This window comes from Pseudorhodobacter sp. W20_MBD10_FR17 (assembly GCF_052119765.1).
Classification (GTDB): Bacteria; Pseudomonadota; Alphaproteobacteria; order Rhodobacterales; family Rhodobacteraceae; genus Pseudorhodobacter.
In genome coordinates this window covers 98,419-115,769 of sequence record NZ_JBGQOQ010000006.1, presented here as the reverse complement: position 1 = coordinate 115,769, position 17,351 = coordinate 98,419, and the positions used below count along the sequence as shown (strand labels likewise).

The window sequence follows — 17,351 nt, the reverse complement described above, 5'->3', positions numbered from 1 at the left end:
CCGTTACGAAGGATTTAGCCCTGATATTGCCCCAGTGCTACCCCGGCTTCGGTCAAGGCGCGAAAAATCGCCGCGTCTCGGCCATAAACATCACGGCGATACTCAATCCGGCCTGTATTTGAAGGATATGCAGTGAAATAAACCAAATGCACCGGCAGCGGCACATCCAGAACAACACGGCTTTCCTTACCCGTTGCCAGATGCGATTTGAACACGCCCACCGGATCATCTGTTTGCGCCGCTAACAAGGCATAGGCAAAATCAAAGGGGTCGCTAAGCCGAATGCACCCATGGCTAAATGCCCGAACCTCACGCGCGAACAGCGATTTAGACGGTGTGTCGTGCAGGTAAATATTGTACTGGTTTGGGAAAATGAACTTCACCAAGCCCAAGGCATTTCCGTCCGAGGGCGGCTGCTGCATCGAATACGGAAAGCTCCGCGCCGAATAGGCCGCAAAATTGATCGCACTGCGCGGCACAACCCGGCCACGGCTATCGACAATTTTTAAATGGCTGGCCGCGTTCGGATTGCGCTGCATCATCGGCAGGTATTCTTTGGTGGTGATCGAGCGTGGTACATTCCACGACGGGTTAATCACCATGTACTCCATCTCATCCGAAAATTCGGGCGTTTGCCGATCATCGGAATTGGCCCCAATAACCGAGCGCGTGGTAAAGGTGACGCGGCCATGATCGACGATCTTGGCGGTAAAATCGGTCAGGTTCACCCAGATGTGGCGCGGCCCACGCTCAATATTCATCCAGCGCTCGCGTTCCATCGCTACGACAACGGATTCAAGCCGCTCTTGCGGGCCGATGTTTATCTGCTCAATCGTGCCCGCGCCGGCCACGCCATCCGCTTCCAGTCCCATATCAGTCTGAAAGGCCTGCACCGCCTTTTGGATCGACGCATCATAGGTCGCAGTCACGCTGCGCGGCAAATAGTGCAAGGCGACCAAGCGGTCACGCAACTGCAAAACCGCTTTGCCACTATCCCCCGGCTTCAGCGCCCCTACCGAGACCTTTTCGCCCCAACCGCCCAAAGCCACACGTTGCTCCAGCTCAAACTTGGTCCGCATCAGCTGCGCATAGGCAGGCGTGCGCGGTGGCAGTGATTTCAAAAAGGCCACCGGCTCGGACGCCAAGAATGCCTCAAGGTTCTTGCGCCGGTCACGCAGCGGCACCTCGCGCTTGATCAGCGGAATAACCTTGCCCGGTGTCAACGCGCCCGTCTGCACATCATGCGCATAATCCAACAGCGCCCGCGTCATCATCACATCCAGCCGCCCGCGGTCACCTTCGGTGCGCGCATCCCGTGCGGCCGCAATCAAACGCGCAGGATCATAGCGGTTTACCGGCAATCCATGCGCGCCAGCCCCCGCCAGCGCAGTCAACAGCGCCGAGCGTCGGGCCTCTTGCCCTTCGCCCGTCCAGATCGGTGCAAAGCCAGAATCATGATAAAACGCGGCAATCTCTTTGTCATCTGATGCAGCCGCAGCGACCGATTGACGAAAGGCCCCAAGCTCTTTGGCAACCGAAAATGAGATTTTGGTCTGCGCACCTGCCGACAAAACCGCCGCGCCGGACAGCAATGTCGCAAGCAAAACCACCTTGGCCCCGCGACCCAATCCAGGCCGGAGCAAGCATAAATCAATCATAATATTTCCTAGCAGCAGTGTAACCCATTCTAGCTTCACCAATATACTGTAGCTGTCCACACACAAACCCGTGGGAAGGGCGCAAACTGTCGCATTGCGGGCGTATGGCTTTTATTTGCCACAGTTTTAACGACCTTAAACCGTTTTAAGCAAATTTTTGCCTATTGAGCTGCACCCTGGGAAACGTGGCGACTCTTCACTTGGGTTGCGATTCCACCTGTGCAATAAGACAAGGGCACTTGGGGAAAGTAGCACAAAAAGACCGCTTTAAAGTGGTAGAATACCAGCGACGGGACAGGCGCTCAGAATGACAAATGATACATCAACGATGATCTCACGGCGTGGGCTACTTGGTGCCTTTGCGGCAACGGCTTTGATCGCAACACCAACCTACAGTAACGCTTTTGGGTTCCTGCGTGGTGCAGGTGATATTCGACGCATCAAAATGTACTCGGGCCGCACTGGCGAAAGCATAGACACGATCTATTGGGTTGATGGCGACTACATCAGCGAAGCGCTGACAGAAGTGAACCACTTTATGCGCGACTGGCGAACAGGGACATCCACAAACATCGATGCCCGCACGGTTGATATTATGGCCGCGTCGCACAACCTGATGAATATCTCTGAGCCTTATATGCTGCTCTCGGGCTATCGCAGCCCGAAAACAAACGCAATGTTGCGGTCTAAATCAAGCGGCGTTGCCAAAAATTCGCTGCACATGCGCGGACAGGCTGCTGATTTGCGCCTGAAATCGCGCAGCATTGCCCAGATGACCAAGGCCGCCTCGGCCTGTGCATCTGGTGGCGTGGGCACCTATAGCCGTTCAAACTTTGTCCATATGGATTGCGGCCCTGTCCGCAGCTGGCGCGGATAATTTTTGTCCATTCTGGATATGAAAAAAGGCACCCTCGGGTGCCTTTTCTTTTGCGTCCATGTAAAAGGCGTCATTCAGATTTATCTGCCGCCATCGCTTCGCGCCCGCGAAACCCCATCGCCACGACGAATTTCTCAGAACTGTCCTGTCGGCTTGCATTCGGCTTTACGTTCGCCACCTTTTTAAAATTCTTCTTCAACAGGTTTTGCATACCGAGTTCGGCGCCACCGGCCAATACCTTAGCGACAAATGTGCCGCCCTCATCCAATGTGTCAAAGGCAAAGGCTAAAGCCGCCTCGACCAATCCGATAATCCGCAAGTGGTCTGTGCCCTTATGCCCCGAGGCCGAAGCCGCCATATCCGACATCACGACATCGGCATTACCGCCCAGCCAGCCTTTGACCAACGCATCGGCTTCCTCAGATAAAAAATCCAGCTGGTGGATCTGCGCGCCGGAAATCGGCTCGATCTCTTGCAAATCTACGCCCAAAACCGTGCCGACCGGCTTTTTCGGGTTCTGCCCCAGCGCATTCACCCGCTCTACTGCGATCTGGCACCAGCCACCGGGCGCACAGCCAAGGTCGACCACGCGCGCGCCGGGCACCAAAAACCCGTATTTTTCATCCAACTCGGCAATCTTATAGGCCGCCCGGCCCCGAAAGCCCTCTTTCTTGGCGCGGATCACATAAGGGTCGTTCAACTGGCGTTCCAGCCAAAGCGTCGACGACAGTTTGCGCCCCTTTGCCGTTTTTACGCGCACGCGCAAATCACGCTGGCCGCGGCCTGATGTATTTTTCTCGGTCATCGTCTCACACCGTCATTCATAAGGCCCATCCGTCAGCACGCCATCCGCGCTCATCTGGGCATAAAGTAAGCCTTCGCGCAGGCCCCGATCCGCAACCGACAAGCGGTCCGTCGGCCAAACCCGCATCAAAGCCTGCAAAATTGCCGCCCCCGACATAATCAAACTATGCCTGTCACGCCCGATTCTCGGGTCTGTCCGCCGCCCTTCCGGCCCAAGGGCCAAATATTCGCGGATAACCGTATCTATCTGATCCGACGACATGCGCAACCCATCGACCTTGGCCCGATCGTAACGTTTCAGGCCCAAGAAGGACGCCGCCACCGTCGTCACCGTGCCGCTGGTGCCGATAATCTGAAATCCTTCGCGCGCGTTGTCATAGTTGTACGGCGAAAAGCTCGACAGGTTTTCTTCAAAAAACCAGCTCATCAAGGCAAAGCGCGCCGCGTCATCCTCAACATCCGCGAACTGGTCTTTCAGCGTCGCCACCCCCAAAGGCACCGAGATCCAATCGACCACCCGCGCCTGCCCCGGACCTTGCGGTTTAAACCCCGCATGCAGCCGCATAATCGCGCGGGGGCGGTCGGCAGGGTCAACGCCCGTCAGATCGATCCACACCAACTCGGTTGAGCCACCGCCAATATCGACCACCAGCAACTGCTCGGTCTGCACATTTACCAAAGGCGCGCAGGAAATAACCGCCAGCCGAGCTTCGTCTTCGGGCGCTATAATTTCCAACTGCAAACCGGCCTCTCGCCGCACTTGCCGAATAAAGTCGCGCCCGTTTCGCGCTTGCCGACAGGCCTCGGTCGAGACGAGGCGCATCCGCTTAACCCGATGCTTTTCCAGCTTTTTCTGACAAATCCGCAGCGCTTGTATCGTCCGCGTCATCGACGCACGCGAAAGCCTGCCCGAGGCTTCAAGCCCCGCGCCAAGCTGAACAGTTTTGGAAAAACTGTCGATCACCTGAAACTGGCTACCCCGTGGTCGGGCAATCAGCATCCGGCAACTATTTGTACCCAAATCAAGCGCAGCATATAGCTGCTCCGACCCAGGCAGGGGGGAGTCAGACGGTTCGACCCGAGCCTCAGCGGAATCAAAAAGCTCAGGGATCGCGTCCTCCTCCCGGGGACGCTCGGGCGTCATGTCACGCCCTCCATACAGTGTTATCCCCATGCTAACCGCGCAAGGCTTCATAAACAAGATGAAGATTATGACCCTTTCCGCCTATCGCACCCCGCAGCGCGCCCTGCTATCACCGGCCTTAGGTCGCTGATAGCAGTTTTGGTGTCGAAAAACGGCTTTGACCGCGCCGATCTAGCGTTAAAACAGGCCAATAGAATAAAGGGGAATCGCAAGATGCCAGAGGTTACAATCGTGTATTGGCGGGATATTCCGGCGCAGGTTATCGTCGGCAAAGGTCGCTCGGGCACCAAAGTTCAGCTGCCTGAACGCTTCGAACAGGCGATTGACCGTTGCGCTATGAAAATCGGTGCCAAAGATGCCGATCTTTACCTCGCCGAATGGCGCAAGGCCGCACCCTACCCGCTTGATGGCGACCCGGCCGAGATTGCAAAATCCGAAGCTGCACGGCTTGAGGCCGAGTTTGATACTGCCCGCATCAAGCAATTGATCGACAATTCCGGCTGGGCCTAACCCTTTGGAAAACGTACCCTTAACTAACAAACTGTGGGAGAACGTAGTGGCTCTTTTCAATTTCAAACGCGCCTCGGCGCCGGCCAACCCTGCGACGGCAACCGCCCCCCAGCTTGCGTCGTTTTTGCAAGATTACTCGATTGAGGTGATGCCGCGCACCGCCGAAAAGGTCGAAAACTTCCGCGATCTCTTGCCACAGCGCACCCGCGTTTATGTTGCCCATATTGAAGGCACTCCGATCGAGGAAATGGTCGCCACCGCCAAGCGCCTAAACGGCGAAGGCTTTGATGTTATGCCACATTTCCCGGCCCGCATCATCAAAGACCGCGCCACCCTTGCCGATTGGATCGCCCAATACCAAGGTGAGGCGGATGTTAAACAAGCGCTCTTGCTTGGCGGTGGCGTGGCCACCCCGCACGGTGACTTTGACAACTCGATGCAGCTGATGGAAACGGGCCTTTTCGACGGGTTTGACCGCCTACACATCGCAGGGCACCCCGAAGGCAACCGTGATATTGACCGTGATGGCGGCGATAAGCTGGTGATGGAGGCGCTAAAGTGGAAACAAGCGTTTTCCGAGCGCTCGGATGCCAAAATGGCGCTCGCCACCCAGTTTTGCTTTGAATCCGGGCCAGTGATTAAATGGGCTGACCGCCTTGCATCTGAAGGCATCAATATCCCGATCCATATCGGTGTAGCTGGCCCCGCCAAGCTGCAAACTCTGATTAAATTCGCCATTGCTTGCGGTGTTGGCCCGTCGTTGCGCGTGCTGCAAAAACGCGCGATGGATGTGACAAAGCTGTTGTTACCCTATGAGCCGACGGATTTTGTAACCGAACTTGCCGCCCACAAAGCCAAGCACCCAGATTTCGGCATTCAGTCCGTGCATTTCTTCCCGCTTGGCGGTATCAAAACCAATGCCAACTGGGCTATTGAAAACGGCGGAAACGCTGCCATCCCTGCCTCTCAATCTTAAGGAATTAGTTTAACTATGACCCGTACTGTCATTGAATCTAAAACAAAAACGGTAATCATCGGTTTTGACGAACCCTTTTGTGTTATCGGCGAACGCATCAACCCCACAGGCCGTAAAAAGCTGGCGGCCGAGCTTGAGGCTGGCAATTTTGAGACCGTTCTGCGTGACGCATTGGAGCAGGTGGCCTGCGGTGCTTCGATCCTAGACGTCAACTCTGGCGCGGTTTTCACCAATAAAATGGCCGAAGATCCGCGCTATGCCGACAATAACTTTGTCGAGCCACCGCTGATGCATGAATTGATCATGCGCATCCAAGCCATCACCGACACGCCTTTGTGCATCGACAGCTCGGTTCCCGGCGCGCTTGAAGCGGGCCTGAAAGCCGCCGAGGGTCGCCCACTCCTGAACTCGGTCACAGGTGAGGAAGATCGCATGGAGCTGGTGCTGCCGCTGGTTAAAAAATACAACGTGCCGGTGGTGGCGATTTCCAACGACGATACCGGCATTTCCGAAGACCCCGATGTCCGCTTTGCTGTTGCCAAAAAGATTGTCGAGCGCGCCGCCGATTTTGGCATTCCCGCCTGTGACATCGTGGTTGATCCGCTGGTTATGCCCGTGGGTGCGATGGGGTCTGCTGGCCAACAAGTCTTTACCCTCGTGCGCCGTTTGCGTGAAGAATTGGGCGTAAACACCACGTGCGGTGCGTCGAACATCTCGTTCGGGCTGCCCCAGCGCCACGGTATCAATGGCGCATTCCTGCCCATGGCCATTGGCGCCGGCATGACCTCTGCCATCATGAACCCCGTGCGTTTGCAAGAAATGGAGGCCATTCGCGCCGCCAACTTCTTGATGAACCACGATGCCAATGGCGGAGAGTGGATCCGCTTTGCCAAGGTGATTGAGGCGGTTGAAGGCGGGATGAGCTTTGCCGAAGCCTCTGCCTCTATCGGGGCTGCCGGTGGTCGTGGCGGGCGTCGCGGCGGGCGTCGCGGCTAAGGCTTATTAGGCATTATTTAACCATGGGCCAGCAATATTTGGCCCATGGAAACTGTACAATAATCATATGCAGATCACTGGCTGGCCCAGCTTTTCGCCGCCTCTACTAAGCGTCACCACGTTTTCGCGCTTGCCATTTTTCGACGAAAAATCAGAATTTTCGCCAAAAATTCGTAAGCTCTGGACAAATACAACCGCCCCAGCCATCAACAGCGCATGACGGAACGTAACCACCCCCTCGCCGCCGCATTTTGGATGATCGGCTCTATCGCAGCTTTCTCGGTCATGGCCGTTGCAGGGCGCGAAGTCTCTGGCCTGCATGACACTTTTGAAATCATGACATGGCGGTCTCTCATAGGCTTTGTCATTGTTGTGACGGTGACCGTCACCACCGGCCGCCTGCATGAGGTGAAAACCAGCCGTCTGCACCGACACGCCCTGCGCAACGCGGCGCATTTCACTGGGCAAAACCTATGGTTCTGGGCCCTAACCATGATCCCCCTTGGTCAGGTTTTCGCGTTAGAGTTCACCTCGCCGATCTGGGTCATCCTCCTCGCCCCGATCTTTCTGGGCGAGACCCTGACCCGCCCCAAGCTTATCGCCGCAGGTTTCGGCTTTGCTGGCACCCTCTTTGTCGCAAAGCCCGATTTTTCAGCCTACGACCCCGGAATAGCCGCCGCTGCCCTTGCAGCCGTCTGTTTTGCCGCGACCAATCTTGCGACAAAATCGCTGACCCGCCACGAATCCACGGTCTCCATCATGTTCTGGTTAACAGGCATGCAGCTGATCATGGGCCTGATCATGGCGGGCTATGATGGTGACATTGCCTTGCCGACAGCGCAATCTCTGCCTTGGCTGGTGCTCATCGGGCTTTGCGGCCTCACCGCTCATTTCTGCCTGACCACTGCACTGTCACTTGCCCCGGCCAGTGTTGTTGTGCCCGTCGACTTCCTTCGTCTGCCCGTGGCATTCACTCTGGGTTGGGTTCTGTATGATGAAGGCCTTGACCCTGCCCTTATTATCGGTGCGGCAATGATCCTGATCGGCATCAGCGTTAACCTTTGGGCCAGCAAGGTCGCTGCAAATCGGGCATAGATGCAACAGCATCGCCCGCCAAAATTAGTAACGCGGCGTAACAAATTGACCGCTTGGGAGGACCTCACTAACGCTGATCTTGGGACATAAGTATTTAGACGCTCAAGGACAAGTTAGGAGGGGACTACGATGAAAAAAATTCTGACAACTCTGGGGGCAGTTGCACTTGGCGCAGGTGCAGCCCACGCGGGTGGCATTGATCGTTCGGGGCAATCCACCAGCATTCTATTCGAAAAAGGCAATTACTTCGAATTTTCCTTTAGCCGTGTATCGCCAAGCGTTTCCGGTGTTGGTGCAGGCACCGCGGTTTCCTTGGCAACGCCGACACCGCTGCAAGCTTCGGGTGATATGGCGGGCAATTACAACCAAATCAGTGGTGGCCTAAAATATCAATTCAACGACCGTATTTCGGCTGCTCTGATCGTCGACCAGCCGTTCGGCGCGGATGTCAACTACCCTGCGGGGACCACCTATTTTGCGCGCGGCTCTACCGCCTCGATCAGCACGATGGCCATGACAGGCCTGCTGAAATACAGGACAGCAACCAACCTTTCCGTCTATGGCGGCATGAAATACCAGACTATGTCTGCTAAAGCTAAGGTTCCATTCCTCGGTGGCACATCGGGCATTCCGTATAAAGGCGAGGCCAGCCGAGACGCGGGCGTCGGCTACGTGATTGGTGCTGCGTATGAAAAGCCTGAAATCGCGCTGCGGGTCGCGCTAATTTACAGCTCCAAAGTAAAGCATAAGTTCTCGGTTACTGAAAGCTCGGTACTTTCGGTCGGAGCCGACGCCTCTAGCACAACCGAAGTTGACACACCTCAATCTCTAAACTTGGAATTCCAATCAGGCGTTGCCAAAGACACGCTGCTTTTCGGCTCGATCCGCTGGGTTGATTGGTCCAATTTCAAGATCGCACCTGCGGTTTACGGAAATTCCCTACTAGCAGGTGCTCCTCTCGTATCTTACCCTAATGATACCATCACCTATTCCTTGGGCGTTGGCCGCAAGTTGAACGACAATTGGGCGGTCTCGGCGTCTGCAGGCTATGAAAAAGCGGATGGGGGCTTTTCGGCAAACCTTGGCCCGACCGATGGCAAGAAAAGCCTAACTCTGGCCGCCGTTTACACTCGTGACAACATGAAAATCACGGGCGGCGTTTCCTACATCAAAATCGGCGATGCTCTGACTACGCTGACGAAAGACACGGAGCCGACTGCAGCAAACACCGCCTCCAGCTTCACCAAAAACCACGCCGTCGGCGTCGGTGTTAAGATTGGCTACAGCTTCTAAGCTGCACGGATTAAAAACCCAAAGCCCCGCAAAACCTGCGGGGCTTTTTCATATCAATGACCCAAATCCAACCACAGCTTGCCGCTCTGATACCCGCCTTGTACCAAATGCCCGCGGTTTGACACCTCGGGGTATTCACTGGCCCAATCGCGAAAGCGGTCATTTGTCACAATCCGTGCCCCCAAATCCCGCGCTGATTTCAGAATGTACCCATCGGCCTGTACCCCTTTGTGCATCACCAAAACCCGGCTTGTCGGCATCCCCAGACCGCGCGCAAACGCTGCATCATCGCGATGCCGCCCTTCCAGCAAATACCCTGCATTCGCGTCAAACATCACTCCGGGTGCAAAGCCCAAGGCCCTGAGCCGATCCAACACCGTGATAACCGTTTCCAGCTTTGGCACGCCGCCGTTCCAATACATGACATTAGACCCGTCAACGACGATCCAGTTCGCAGGCTTTTCGCGTGCCCGCCACGCCCGCAGCAACACAATCGCGCTGGCAACCGCACACAGCACTGCCAGCAAAAACACATCCGGCATGGCCCATGTCGCAGCCATCGCCAGAACTGAAGACACAAACAAAACGACAGGTAAAATCATACCGAAAATCTAGCCGCCAAAAAGCGCCTTGCCAAGCACAGTTGCACGCCACGCCGCAGTTTTCGCGTGAACTTGGCGCACAGCCGCGCTATCACATGGCACCAACACCCAGCGGAGGCCCAGATGCTCTATACTTCATCCAAAGACTGGCTGGCAGAACCGGCCAAAAAAACCTTGCTCTTTGGCATGTCTGGCCTTGGAAAAACTTATCTTTCCAATATGTTGCGTGATGATGCTGGGTGGTTTCATTATTCGGTCGATTACCGCATTGGCACCCGCTATATGGGCGAATATATTGCAGATAATTTCAAACGTGAGGCGATGAAAATCCCGCTTTTGCGTGAGCTGTTGTTAACAGACAGCGTTTATATCGCGTCGAATATCACCTTTGAAAACCTCGCGCCCTTGTCCACCTACCTTGGCAAACCCGGCAACCCCGACCTTGGCGGCGTGGCCTTTGCCGAATATTGTGCCCGCCAAACCCAGCATGAGGCTGCCGAAAAAGCCGCGTTAATGGATACCGAGCGTTTCATAACCCGCGCCGCCAGCCTGTATGGCTATGACAATTTCGTGTGCGACAGCGGCGGCTCTATCTGCGAGGTGGTCAATGCCGATGACCCCGCCGACCCGATTTTGACCGCCCTGTCGCGCAACCTGCTGCTGGTCTGGATCCAAGGCTCGGACGCGCATCGCGATGCCCTGATCCGCCGCTTTGATCGCGCACCTAAGCCTATGTATTATCAGCCGGAATTCCTGCTTCAAGTCTGGAATGACTATCTGACGGAACAATCCCTGACCGAGGCGGAAGTGAACCCTGACGCCTTTTTGCGCTATGGTTATGCCCGCCTGCTTGACCATCGCCGCCCGCGCTATGCCGCCATGGCAAAATGGGGCGTCACCGTCACCGCCGATGAGGTGGCGCAGGTGAAATCGCCCGACGATTACATAACGTTGATCGCCACCGCCCTTGATCGCCGCCAAGCGACCGCCTAAATCTCATCCGAATACCGGAGCCTAAATTATGCCCATCACCTTGCCCGAAGATCTGCCCGCTTTTGACGTTTTGTCAAAGGAAGGCGTGATGGTGATTTCACCCGACCGCGCCAGCCACCAAGACATCCGCCCGCTGAAAATCGCGCTCTTGAACCTGATGCCCAAGAAAATACAGACCGAGAACCAGTTTGCCCGCCTGATCGGTGCGACGCCATTGCAGATTGACTTGTCGTTAATCCGCATGTCGGAACACCAAACCAAAAACACCGCAGCCGAGCATATGGAGGCCTTTTACCGCCCCTTCCAAGAGGTACGCGATGAAAAATTTGACGGCCTCATCATCACCGGCGCACCGATTGAACATTTGCCGTTTCAAGACGTCACCTATTGGGATGAGCTGGTTGAAGTGATGAACTGGACGCAAACCAACGTCCAATCTACCTTTGGCGTATGCTGGGGTGGGATGGCGATGATTAACCATTTTCACGGTGTGAAAAAGCACATCTTGCCCGCCAAAGCCTTCGGCTGTTTCCGCCACACCAACCTTGCGCCCGCATCGCCCTATTTGCGTGGGTTTTCAGATGATTGCGTGATCCCCGTGTCGCGTTGGACCGAAATGAAACAGGCCGAGATTGACGCAGCCCCCGGCCTACGCACCCTGCTCGGCTCGGACCAATCTGGCCCGTGCTTGGTTGAAGATGCCGCCCACCGAGCGCTCTATATCTTTAACCATTTCGAATATGACAGTGACACGCTCAAGCAGGAATATGACCGCGATATCGCGGCAGGCACCCCGATCAACGTGCCGCAAAACTACTACCCAGATGACAATCCCGCGATGAAACCGTTGAACAGGTGGAGAAGCCACGCGCACCTTCTATATGGTAACTGGATAAATGAAATTTACCAGTCAACCCCATATGATATTGAACAAATTGGTCGCTAGCCTCATCCTTTCCACCTTCGCCCTCGGCGGTTGCGCTGTCTTGGTCGACAAGCGGGCCGTCGCGCGTGAAGAGCAGGCCGAGGCCGCATATCCCGCGACAGGCCAGTTCCTAACGGTCAACGGCGCGCGCATTCATGCAGATGTTCAAGGTGAGGGCCCAGACCTTGTGCTGATCCACGGTGCCTCGGGCAATACCCGCGATTTCACCTTTGATCTGGTCGATCGCCTGAAATCCGACTACCGCGTTATCACCTTTGACCGCCCCGGCATGGGCTGGTCCGACGGCCTGCCCGGCACCGACCTTAGCCCTTTGGCCCAAGCTGATGCGCTGATTGCTGCGGCAAACCAGCTTGGCGCACCCCATCCTATCGTTTTGGGCCATTCCTATGGCGGCGCGGTTGCGATGGCGTGGGGCTTACGGGCACAGCCAAAGGCGCTTGTCATCGTCTCGGGGGCTACGATGCCCTTTCCCGGCGATCTTGGCCTATGGTATAATGTCACCTCTTCGCCCATTGGCGGCGCTACAATTGTGCCACTGATCACCGCTTTTGCCCCGCAAAGCCAAATCAACAGCGCGCTGGACAATATTTTCACCCCGCAGACCGCACCAACGGGCTACGCAGATTATGTCGGCGCGGGCCTTACGTTGCGCCGCCGTGCGCTTATGGTGAACGGCCGGCAGGTGAATAACCTAAAGCCGCACCTGCAACTGATGGCGCCGAACTATTCCAATCTGATCCTGCCGGTTGAAATTATCCACGGCGACGCCGATACCACCGTGCCGATCGACATTCATGCGATACCGCTGTCCGAGCGTCTGCCCAACGCCCATTTGACTACGCTGGCAGGCATCGGCCATATGCCGCATCACACCAACCCCGACGCCATTGTCGCCGCGATCCACCGCGCGGCAAACCGCTGATTGCACGCAGGCGCACAACCCGCCATACTGCGACAAACCCATCTACAGGAGCCCGCTATGGACCTGCCTTTTGACGGCGCAATCAGCAAATTCCTAGCCGAAGGCGCGCCCAAGACGATCCGTAAGACCTTGGAAAAGGCAGATAAAGACGACATTCTGTCAAAATCATACCCTTACAAGCGTGAACTGAAGCGCAAAGATTATGACGCCGCGATGGAAGGCCTGCAACGCCAGCTCGTACGCCTGCAAGCCGACATCAAGGAAACCGGTAAACGTGTGGTCGTGGTCTATGAAGGCCGCGATGCCGCCGGAAAAGGCGGCACAATCGCGGCTACCCGCGAAAACCTGAATCCGCGTGTGGCATCTGTCGTCGCCCTATCCAAACCCTCGGATCGTGAGGCGACACAATGGTATTTCCAACGCTACATTGATTGGCTGCCCGCCGCCGGTGAAATGGTGATGTTTGACAGGTCTTGGTACAATCGCGGCGTGGTTGAGCATGTTTTTGGCTTTTGTACCCCCGAACAACGCGCGCATTTCTTTACCCAGCTTCCCAGCTTTGAACAAATGCTGGTGGATGAGGGCATTGTACTGGTCAAGCTTTGGCTTAATGTCGGCCAAGCCGAACAATTGCGCCGCTTTATCGCGCGTGAGGAAGACCCGCTAAAGCAATGGAAACTGTCTTGGATTGACGTTGAAGGCCTGAAGAAATGGGATGAATACTCGGCCGCCATTTCAGAAACTCTGGCGCATAGCCACACAGACCACGCCCCGTGGACGGTTATCCGGTCGGATGATAAAAAACGCGCCCGCATTGCTGCCATTCAAACCGTCCTGCATGCCGTTGATTACGCAGGCAAAGATGAAAACCTAATCGGCACGCCCGACCCCGCCATTTGTGGCGCACCCGACATTTTGCACGCGTCACAGGATGAGTAAACGCGGCTACCATCACGGCAACCTTCGCCAAGCCTTGGTTGAGGCGGCGCTGGACTTGATTACCGAAAAAGGCCCGCAAGGCTTTACCCTGTCTGAGGCGGCGAAAGAGGCTGGCGTCACCCCTGCCGCAGTCTATCGCCATTTTGCCGGCCGCGATGAGCTGATCGCAGAAGGCGCGCGCCAAGGCTATGAGATTTTCGCGGCGCTGATGGAATTTGCCTATAATGAGGGCAAACCCAGCGCCTTGCAGGCGTTTGAAGCGACAGGCCGCGCCTACCTTGCCTTTGCCCGCAAGTATCCGGGGCATTATCAGGCGATGTTTGAAAGTGGTCTGTCAATGGCCGCCCACCCCGAGCTTGCCACCGTTGCCGCCAAAGCCCGCAGTGTGATGGAGCGCGCCGCTGTTCAGCTATCAAAGCAACTGCCGCCGGATAAACGCCCACCCGCCTCGATGTTTTCGGCGCATATCTGGGCGCTTAACCACGGCGTGGTTGAACTTTTTGCCCGTGGGTCCCCCGGCGCCAAAAGCCCTTATCCACCCGAAGATTTGCTGGAAACCGGCATCGGAATTTATCTGCGCGGGCTGGGGTTGCTGCCTCCGGATCGGTAGGTCCGAGGCTATTCACCGGTCTGGGGCAACGCGGCAAATCCTGTCCGTTACGCCCCAACCGCCACTGGACCCCATCCACATTTCGCTTTGCAGATCAGCACTATCATTTGTTTTAAAACGAAAAATGCCCCGCGCGCGACAGACCTAGCGGAACAGAACCAAAGCCCCCGGCGACCAAGCAACCCGCGTTTTATCACCGATTTCCAGCACAGGACGGCCAAAGACGTTTCGCATGGAAATGCGGATTGCCGCATCTGTGCCGTCCAGTTTCACATCATAATAGGTCATGTCGCCGTAATAGACGACCTCTTCGATCACAGCCATACTCTCGCGGTCGCTCGCCGTTTGGCCGTCAAACAGGATGGTCAGTGTTTCGGGCCGGAACCCCACATTTGCGCCCTCGCCCGAGGCGGCACCGGGCGCCTGCTCGGCATCCAAAACCAGCTTGCCAAAGCCTTGCGCCTCGACCTCGATCTTGCCGCCAGACTCAGCGGTAATCTGGGCCGGCAGAAAGTTCATCGTCCCGATAAAATCTGCCACTTTCCGGCTATTTGGCCGGCGGTACAGGGTTTCCGGATCGGCCAATTGCGCGATCTCACCTTCAAACATCACAGCGATCCGGTCTGACATGACCAGCGCCTCTTCTTGGTCATGGGTGACCAGAATAAACGTAATGCCCACCTGACGTTGCAGACGGATCAATTCCACCTGCATCTGCTCGCGCATTTTTTTATCCAAGGCCGAAAGTGGTTCATCCAGCAGCAAAACCTTGGGCTTTAAAATCAGCGCACGGGCCAAAGCCACCCGCTGCCGCTGCCCACCCGAAAGCGCATGCGCCGCGCGGTCGCCATAGCCTTTCAGGCCCACCATTTCCAACGCTTCACCAACACGCGCGGCCAGATCAGCCTTGGAAAGCCCTGCCTTGCGCAGGCCAAAGCCTACGTTTTCAGCAACCGTCAAATGCGGGAAAATTGCGTAAGATTGGAACACCATATTCGTCGGGCGCTGGTTGGCCGGAACGCCCGCCATATTGCGCCCATCGATCATGACGGCACCAGAGGAAATGCCCTCAAACCCCGCAATCGTGCGCAACAGCGTGGTTTTGCCACAGCCCGATGGCCCCAGCAGCGAGAAGAACTCACCCGCGCGAATTTCGGCGGTGATCCCGCGCAAAGCGTGGTAATCGCCGTAATATTTATGCACGTCCTGAAACGCGATCATGGTGGGTTTTTCGGTCACAGGAAGCCTCCGGTATCTTTTCCGCCCGCTTTCGCGATGCCGCGGCGACGGAAAAATTCAGCAATGGTTAGCAAGACAATCGACAGACACACAAGCACCGTTCCCAGCGCCATAATCACGGGCACAGCCTGCGGAAAACGGAACTGCGAGAAGATGAACACCGGCAAAGTCGGCTCAGTTCCGGCAAGGAAAAACGCGATGATAAACTCATCCAGACTGATGGTGAAAGAGATCAGCAAGCTGGAAATAATCCCCGGCATGACAAGCGGCAAAATAATCAGCCTAAATGTCGATGCGGCGCTTTCGCCTAAATCATAGGCGGCTTCTTCTAAACTTTGATCAAGTGATTGAAACGCCGAGGAGAGAATCGCGATGGTAAACGGCGTGCAAATCAGCACATGCCCCAAGATCACCGTCCACAGCGACAGGTTCATGCCCATCCCCAGCAGCACCACCAGCAACGATACCGCGACAATAATTTCCGGCAGCACCAGCGGCAGCATGATCAAACCCATGATCCCGGCCTTCATCGGAAAGCGGTAACGGGTCGAGGCGCGGGCCGCAAAAATGCCCAAGGTGGTGGCCAAAATCGATGACGTAATCGCGATGAACAAAGAGTTTTTAACCGCAATCCCCAGGGTTGGCTGTTCAAGCATCGCTGCAAACCAACGGGTTGAAAAGCCGGTCAGCGGAAAGGCAATAACCGTGGCATCGTTGAACGCAAACATCGGCAGAATGATGATTGGCGCATAGAGGAACAGCAAATAGCCAATGGCGTAGACTTTAAACCAACCACCCTTCATTATTTCGGCCCTTTCAGATAACGACGATTAAGCCCAACAAACACAAGGCTGACGATGGTCACAATCCCCATCGCAGACACCGCAATAGCCGAGCCAAGCGGGTAGTTATCAAGCTTGAGGTATTGCAGCTGGATCAGGTTCGCGACCATCCGGCCTTCGGGGCCGCCCACCAGTTGCGGGGTCACATAATCGCCGATGGTCGGGATAAACACGATCAAAACCGATGCAATCACACCCGGCATCGCCAAAGGCAGTGTGACGCGCAGAAAGGTCATGAACTTGCTTTCGCCCAAATCTTGGCCCGCCTCTAGTAGGCTGCGGTCGATTTTTTCGAGTGCTACGAAAATCGGCAAAATGGCAAAGGGCGCGTAGGCATGGGCCAGCGTAATGACGACCGAGTTTACATTATACAAAATGAAATCAAGCGGTTGATCGATGATCCCAAGCCCTAACAGCCCCGAGTTCACCACGCCGTTATAGCCTAAGATCACCTTCCACAAAAACACGCGGATCAGGTAGCTGGTCCAAAACGGAATGGTAATCAGGAACAGCCAAAGCGATTTTTTCGACGTCTCCACGTGGAAACTAACGAAATACGCCACAGGAAAGGCCAAAATGACGGTCACAAATGTCACCGTCATTGCCACGCCCAAAGACCGGATCATAACCGAGCGGTACAGCTCATTCGTCCATGCCTCGACATAGTTGGCGACTGTAAACTGCCGGATAATTTCCAAATAGCCATCGGTTAGAAAGCTATACAGAAGAATGGTGCCAAGCGGCGCTGCCAGCATTAAAATCGCATAAATCGCCGTCGGGCTGACCATCAGCAGACCGTTCGCGCCCTCCGTCTGGCGCCATTTGCTCCATCGCGATTCCGCGCTCATCTTGCCGCCCACCCATTTCATATTGCTTAACTCAATGTCTTACACAGGAATTGGCGT

General features: G+C 55.8%; 18 protein-coding genes. 11 read left to right on the top strand and 7 right to left on the bottom strand.

The window, feature by feature from the left end:
- Positions 1 to 14: 14 nt before the first annotated feature.
- Positions 15 to 1,658 carry a L,D-transpeptidase family protein gene (locus ACEN2J_RS05990; protein WP_442104090.1) on the bottom strand — a complete coding sequence of 548 codons (1,644 nt, stop codon included), beginning with the start codon at positions 1,656 to 1,658 and terminating at the stop codon, positions 15 to 17.
- 307 nt (positions 1,659 to 1,965) lie between these two features.
- Here ACEN2J_RS05990 and ACEN2J_RS05985 point away from each other — a divergent pair, with 307 nt between their 5' ends.
- On the top strand, positions 1,966 to 2,535 hold the full coding sequence (locus tag ACEN2J_RS05985) for a YcbK family protein (RefSeq protein WP_442104088.1): 570 nt from the start codon (positions 1,966 to 1,968) through the stop codon (positions 2,533 to 2,535).
- 70 nt (positions 2,536 to 2,605) lie between these two features.
- On the opposite strand, the gene ACEN2J_RS05980 is transcribed toward ACEN2J_RS05985, so the two are convergent.
- The gene (locus ACEN2J_RS05980; RefSeq protein ID WP_442104086.1) at positions 2,606 to 3,340 is read right to left on the bottom strand and encodes an RlmE family RNA methyltransferase; all 735 of its coding nucleotides are present in this window, start codon (positions 3,338 to 3,340) and stop codon (positions 2,606 to 2,608) included.
- A gap of 12 nt (positions 3,341 to 3,352) precedes the next feature.
- Entirely contained in the window at positions 3,353 to 4,483 is a 1,131-nt protein-coding gene (locus tag ACEN2J_RS05975) for a Ppx/GppA phosphatase family protein (protein WP_442104085.1), read from the bottom strand.
- A gap of 213 nt (positions 4,484 to 4,696) precedes the next feature.
- Between ACEN2J_RS05975 and ACEN2J_RS05970 the strand changes: the two genes are divergently transcribed.
- The 5 genes from ACEN2J_RS05970 (at position 4,697) to ACEN2J_RS05950 (ending at position 9,353) form a co-directional block, all read left to right on the top strand.
- Positions 4,697 to 4,993 carry a virulence factor gene (locus tag ACEN2J_RS05970; protein WP_442104083.1) on the top strand — a complete coding sequence of 99 codons (297 nt, stop codon included), beginning with the start codon at positions 4,697 to 4,699 and terminating at the stop codon, positions 4,991 to 4,993.
- Between the two features lie 46 nt (positions 4,994 to 5,039).
- Positions 5,040 to 5,969, top strand: coding sequence for a methylenetetrahydrofolate reductase (locus ACEN2J_RS05965; RefSeq protein WP_442104081.1), 930 nt, complete (start codon positions 5,040 to 5,042; stop codon positions 5,967 to 5,969).
- A gap of 15 nt (positions 5,970 to 5,984) precedes the next feature.
- Entirely contained in the window at positions 5,985 to 6,965 is a 981-nt protein-coding gene (locus tag ACEN2J_RS05960; RefSeq protein ID WP_442104080.1) for a methyltetrahydrofolate cobalamin methyltransferase, read from the top strand.
- 216 nt (positions 6,966 to 7,181) lie between these two features.
- Positions 7,182 to 8,060 (top strand): DMT family transporter, encoded by an 879-nt coding sequence (locus ACEN2J_RS05955; RefSeq protein ID WP_442104078.1) that lies wholly within the window; start codon positions 7,182 to 7,184, stop codon positions 8,058 to 8,060.
- Between the two features lie 129 nt (positions 8,061 to 8,189).
- On the top strand, positions 8,190 to 9,353 hold the full coding sequence (locus ACEN2J_RS05950; RefSeq protein ID WP_442104077.1) for an OmpP1/FadL family transporter: 1,164 nt from the start codon (positions 8,190 to 8,192) through the stop codon (positions 9,351 to 9,353).
- A gap of 53 nt (positions 9,354 to 9,406) precedes the next feature.
- On the opposite strand, the gene ACEN2J_RS05945 is transcribed toward ACEN2J_RS05950, so the two are convergent.
- Positions 9,407 to 9,955: an NYN domain-containing protein gene (locus tag ACEN2J_RS05945; RefSeq protein WP_442104075.1), complete on the bottom strand. Its 549-nt coding sequence runs from the start codon at positions 9,953 to 9,955 to the stop codon at positions 9,407 to 9,409.
- Positions 9,956 to 10,078: 123 nt separating this feature from the next.
- Between ACEN2J_RS05945 and ACEN2J_RS05940 the strand changes: the two genes are divergently transcribed.
- From ACEN2J_RS05940 to ACEN2J_RS05920, 5 genes are read left to right on the top strand one after another with little or no spacing between them, the layout of a single operon-like run.
- Positions 10,079 to 10,948 (top strand): ATPase, encoded by an 870-nt coding sequence (locus ACEN2J_RS05940; protein WP_442104074.1) that lies wholly within the window; start codon positions 10,079 to 10,081, stop codon positions 10,946 to 10,948.
- A 28-nt stretch (positions 10,949 to 10,976) separates the two neighbouring features.
- A complete protein-coding gene (metA, locus tag ACEN2J_RS05935; protein ID WP_442104072.1) occupies positions 10,977 to 11,894 on the top strand; it encodes a homoserine O-acetyltransferase MetA in 918 nt (305 codons plus the stop codon).
- On the top strand, positions 11,845 to 12,816 hold the full coding sequence (locus ACEN2J_RS05930; protein WP_442104070.1) for an alpha/beta fold hydrolase: 972 nt from the start codon (positions 11,845 to 11,847) through the stop codon (positions 12,814 to 12,816). Before metA ends, ACEN2J_RS05930 begins: the two co-directional genes overlap by 50 nt.
- 57 nt (positions 12,817 to 12,873) lie before the next feature.
- A complete protein-coding gene (gene ppk2 / locus ACEN2J_RS05925; RefSeq protein ID WP_442104068.1) occupies positions 12,874 to 13,755 on the top strand; it encodes a polyphosphate kinase 2 in 882 nt (293 codons plus the stop codon).
- Positions 13,748 to 14,365, top strand: a complete 618-nt coding sequence (locus tag ACEN2J_RS05920) for a TetR/AcrR family transcriptional regulator (protein WP_442104066.1) — start codon at positions 13,748 to 13,750, stop codon at positions 14,363 to 14,365. Before ppk2 ends, ACEN2J_RS05920 begins: the two co-directional genes overlap by 8 nt.
- 144 nt (positions 14,366 to 14,509) lie before the next feature.
- Here ACEN2J_RS05920 and ACEN2J_RS05915 read toward each other — a convergent pair whose 3' ends face one another.
- The 3 genes from ACEN2J_RS05915 to ACEN2J_RS05905 are packed head-to-tail and all read right to left on the bottom strand — an operon-like array spanning position 14,510 to position 17,294.
- The gene (locus ACEN2J_RS05915; protein WP_442104163.1) at positions 14,510 to 15,586 is read right to left on the bottom strand and encodes an ABC transporter ATP-binding protein; all 1,077 of its coding nucleotides are present in this window, start codon (positions 15,584 to 15,586) and stop codon (positions 14,510 to 14,512) included.
- A gap of 14 nt (positions 15,587 to 15,600) precedes the next feature.
- Positions 15,601 to 16,407, bottom strand: a complete 807-nt coding sequence (locus ACEN2J_RS05910; RefSeq protein WP_442104064.1) for an ABC transporter permease — start codon at positions 16,405 to 16,407, stop codon at positions 15,601 to 15,603.
- Positions 16,407 to 17,294 (bottom strand): ABC transporter permease, encoded by an 888-nt coding sequence (locus ACEN2J_RS05905; RefSeq protein ID WP_442104063.1) that lies wholly within the window; start codon positions 17,292 to 17,294, stop codon positions 16,407 to 16,409. The genes ACEN2J_RS05910 and ACEN2J_RS05905 overlap by 1 nt, the downstream gene beginning before the upstream one ends.
- Between the last annotated feature and the right edge of the window lie 57 nt (positions 17,295 to 17,351).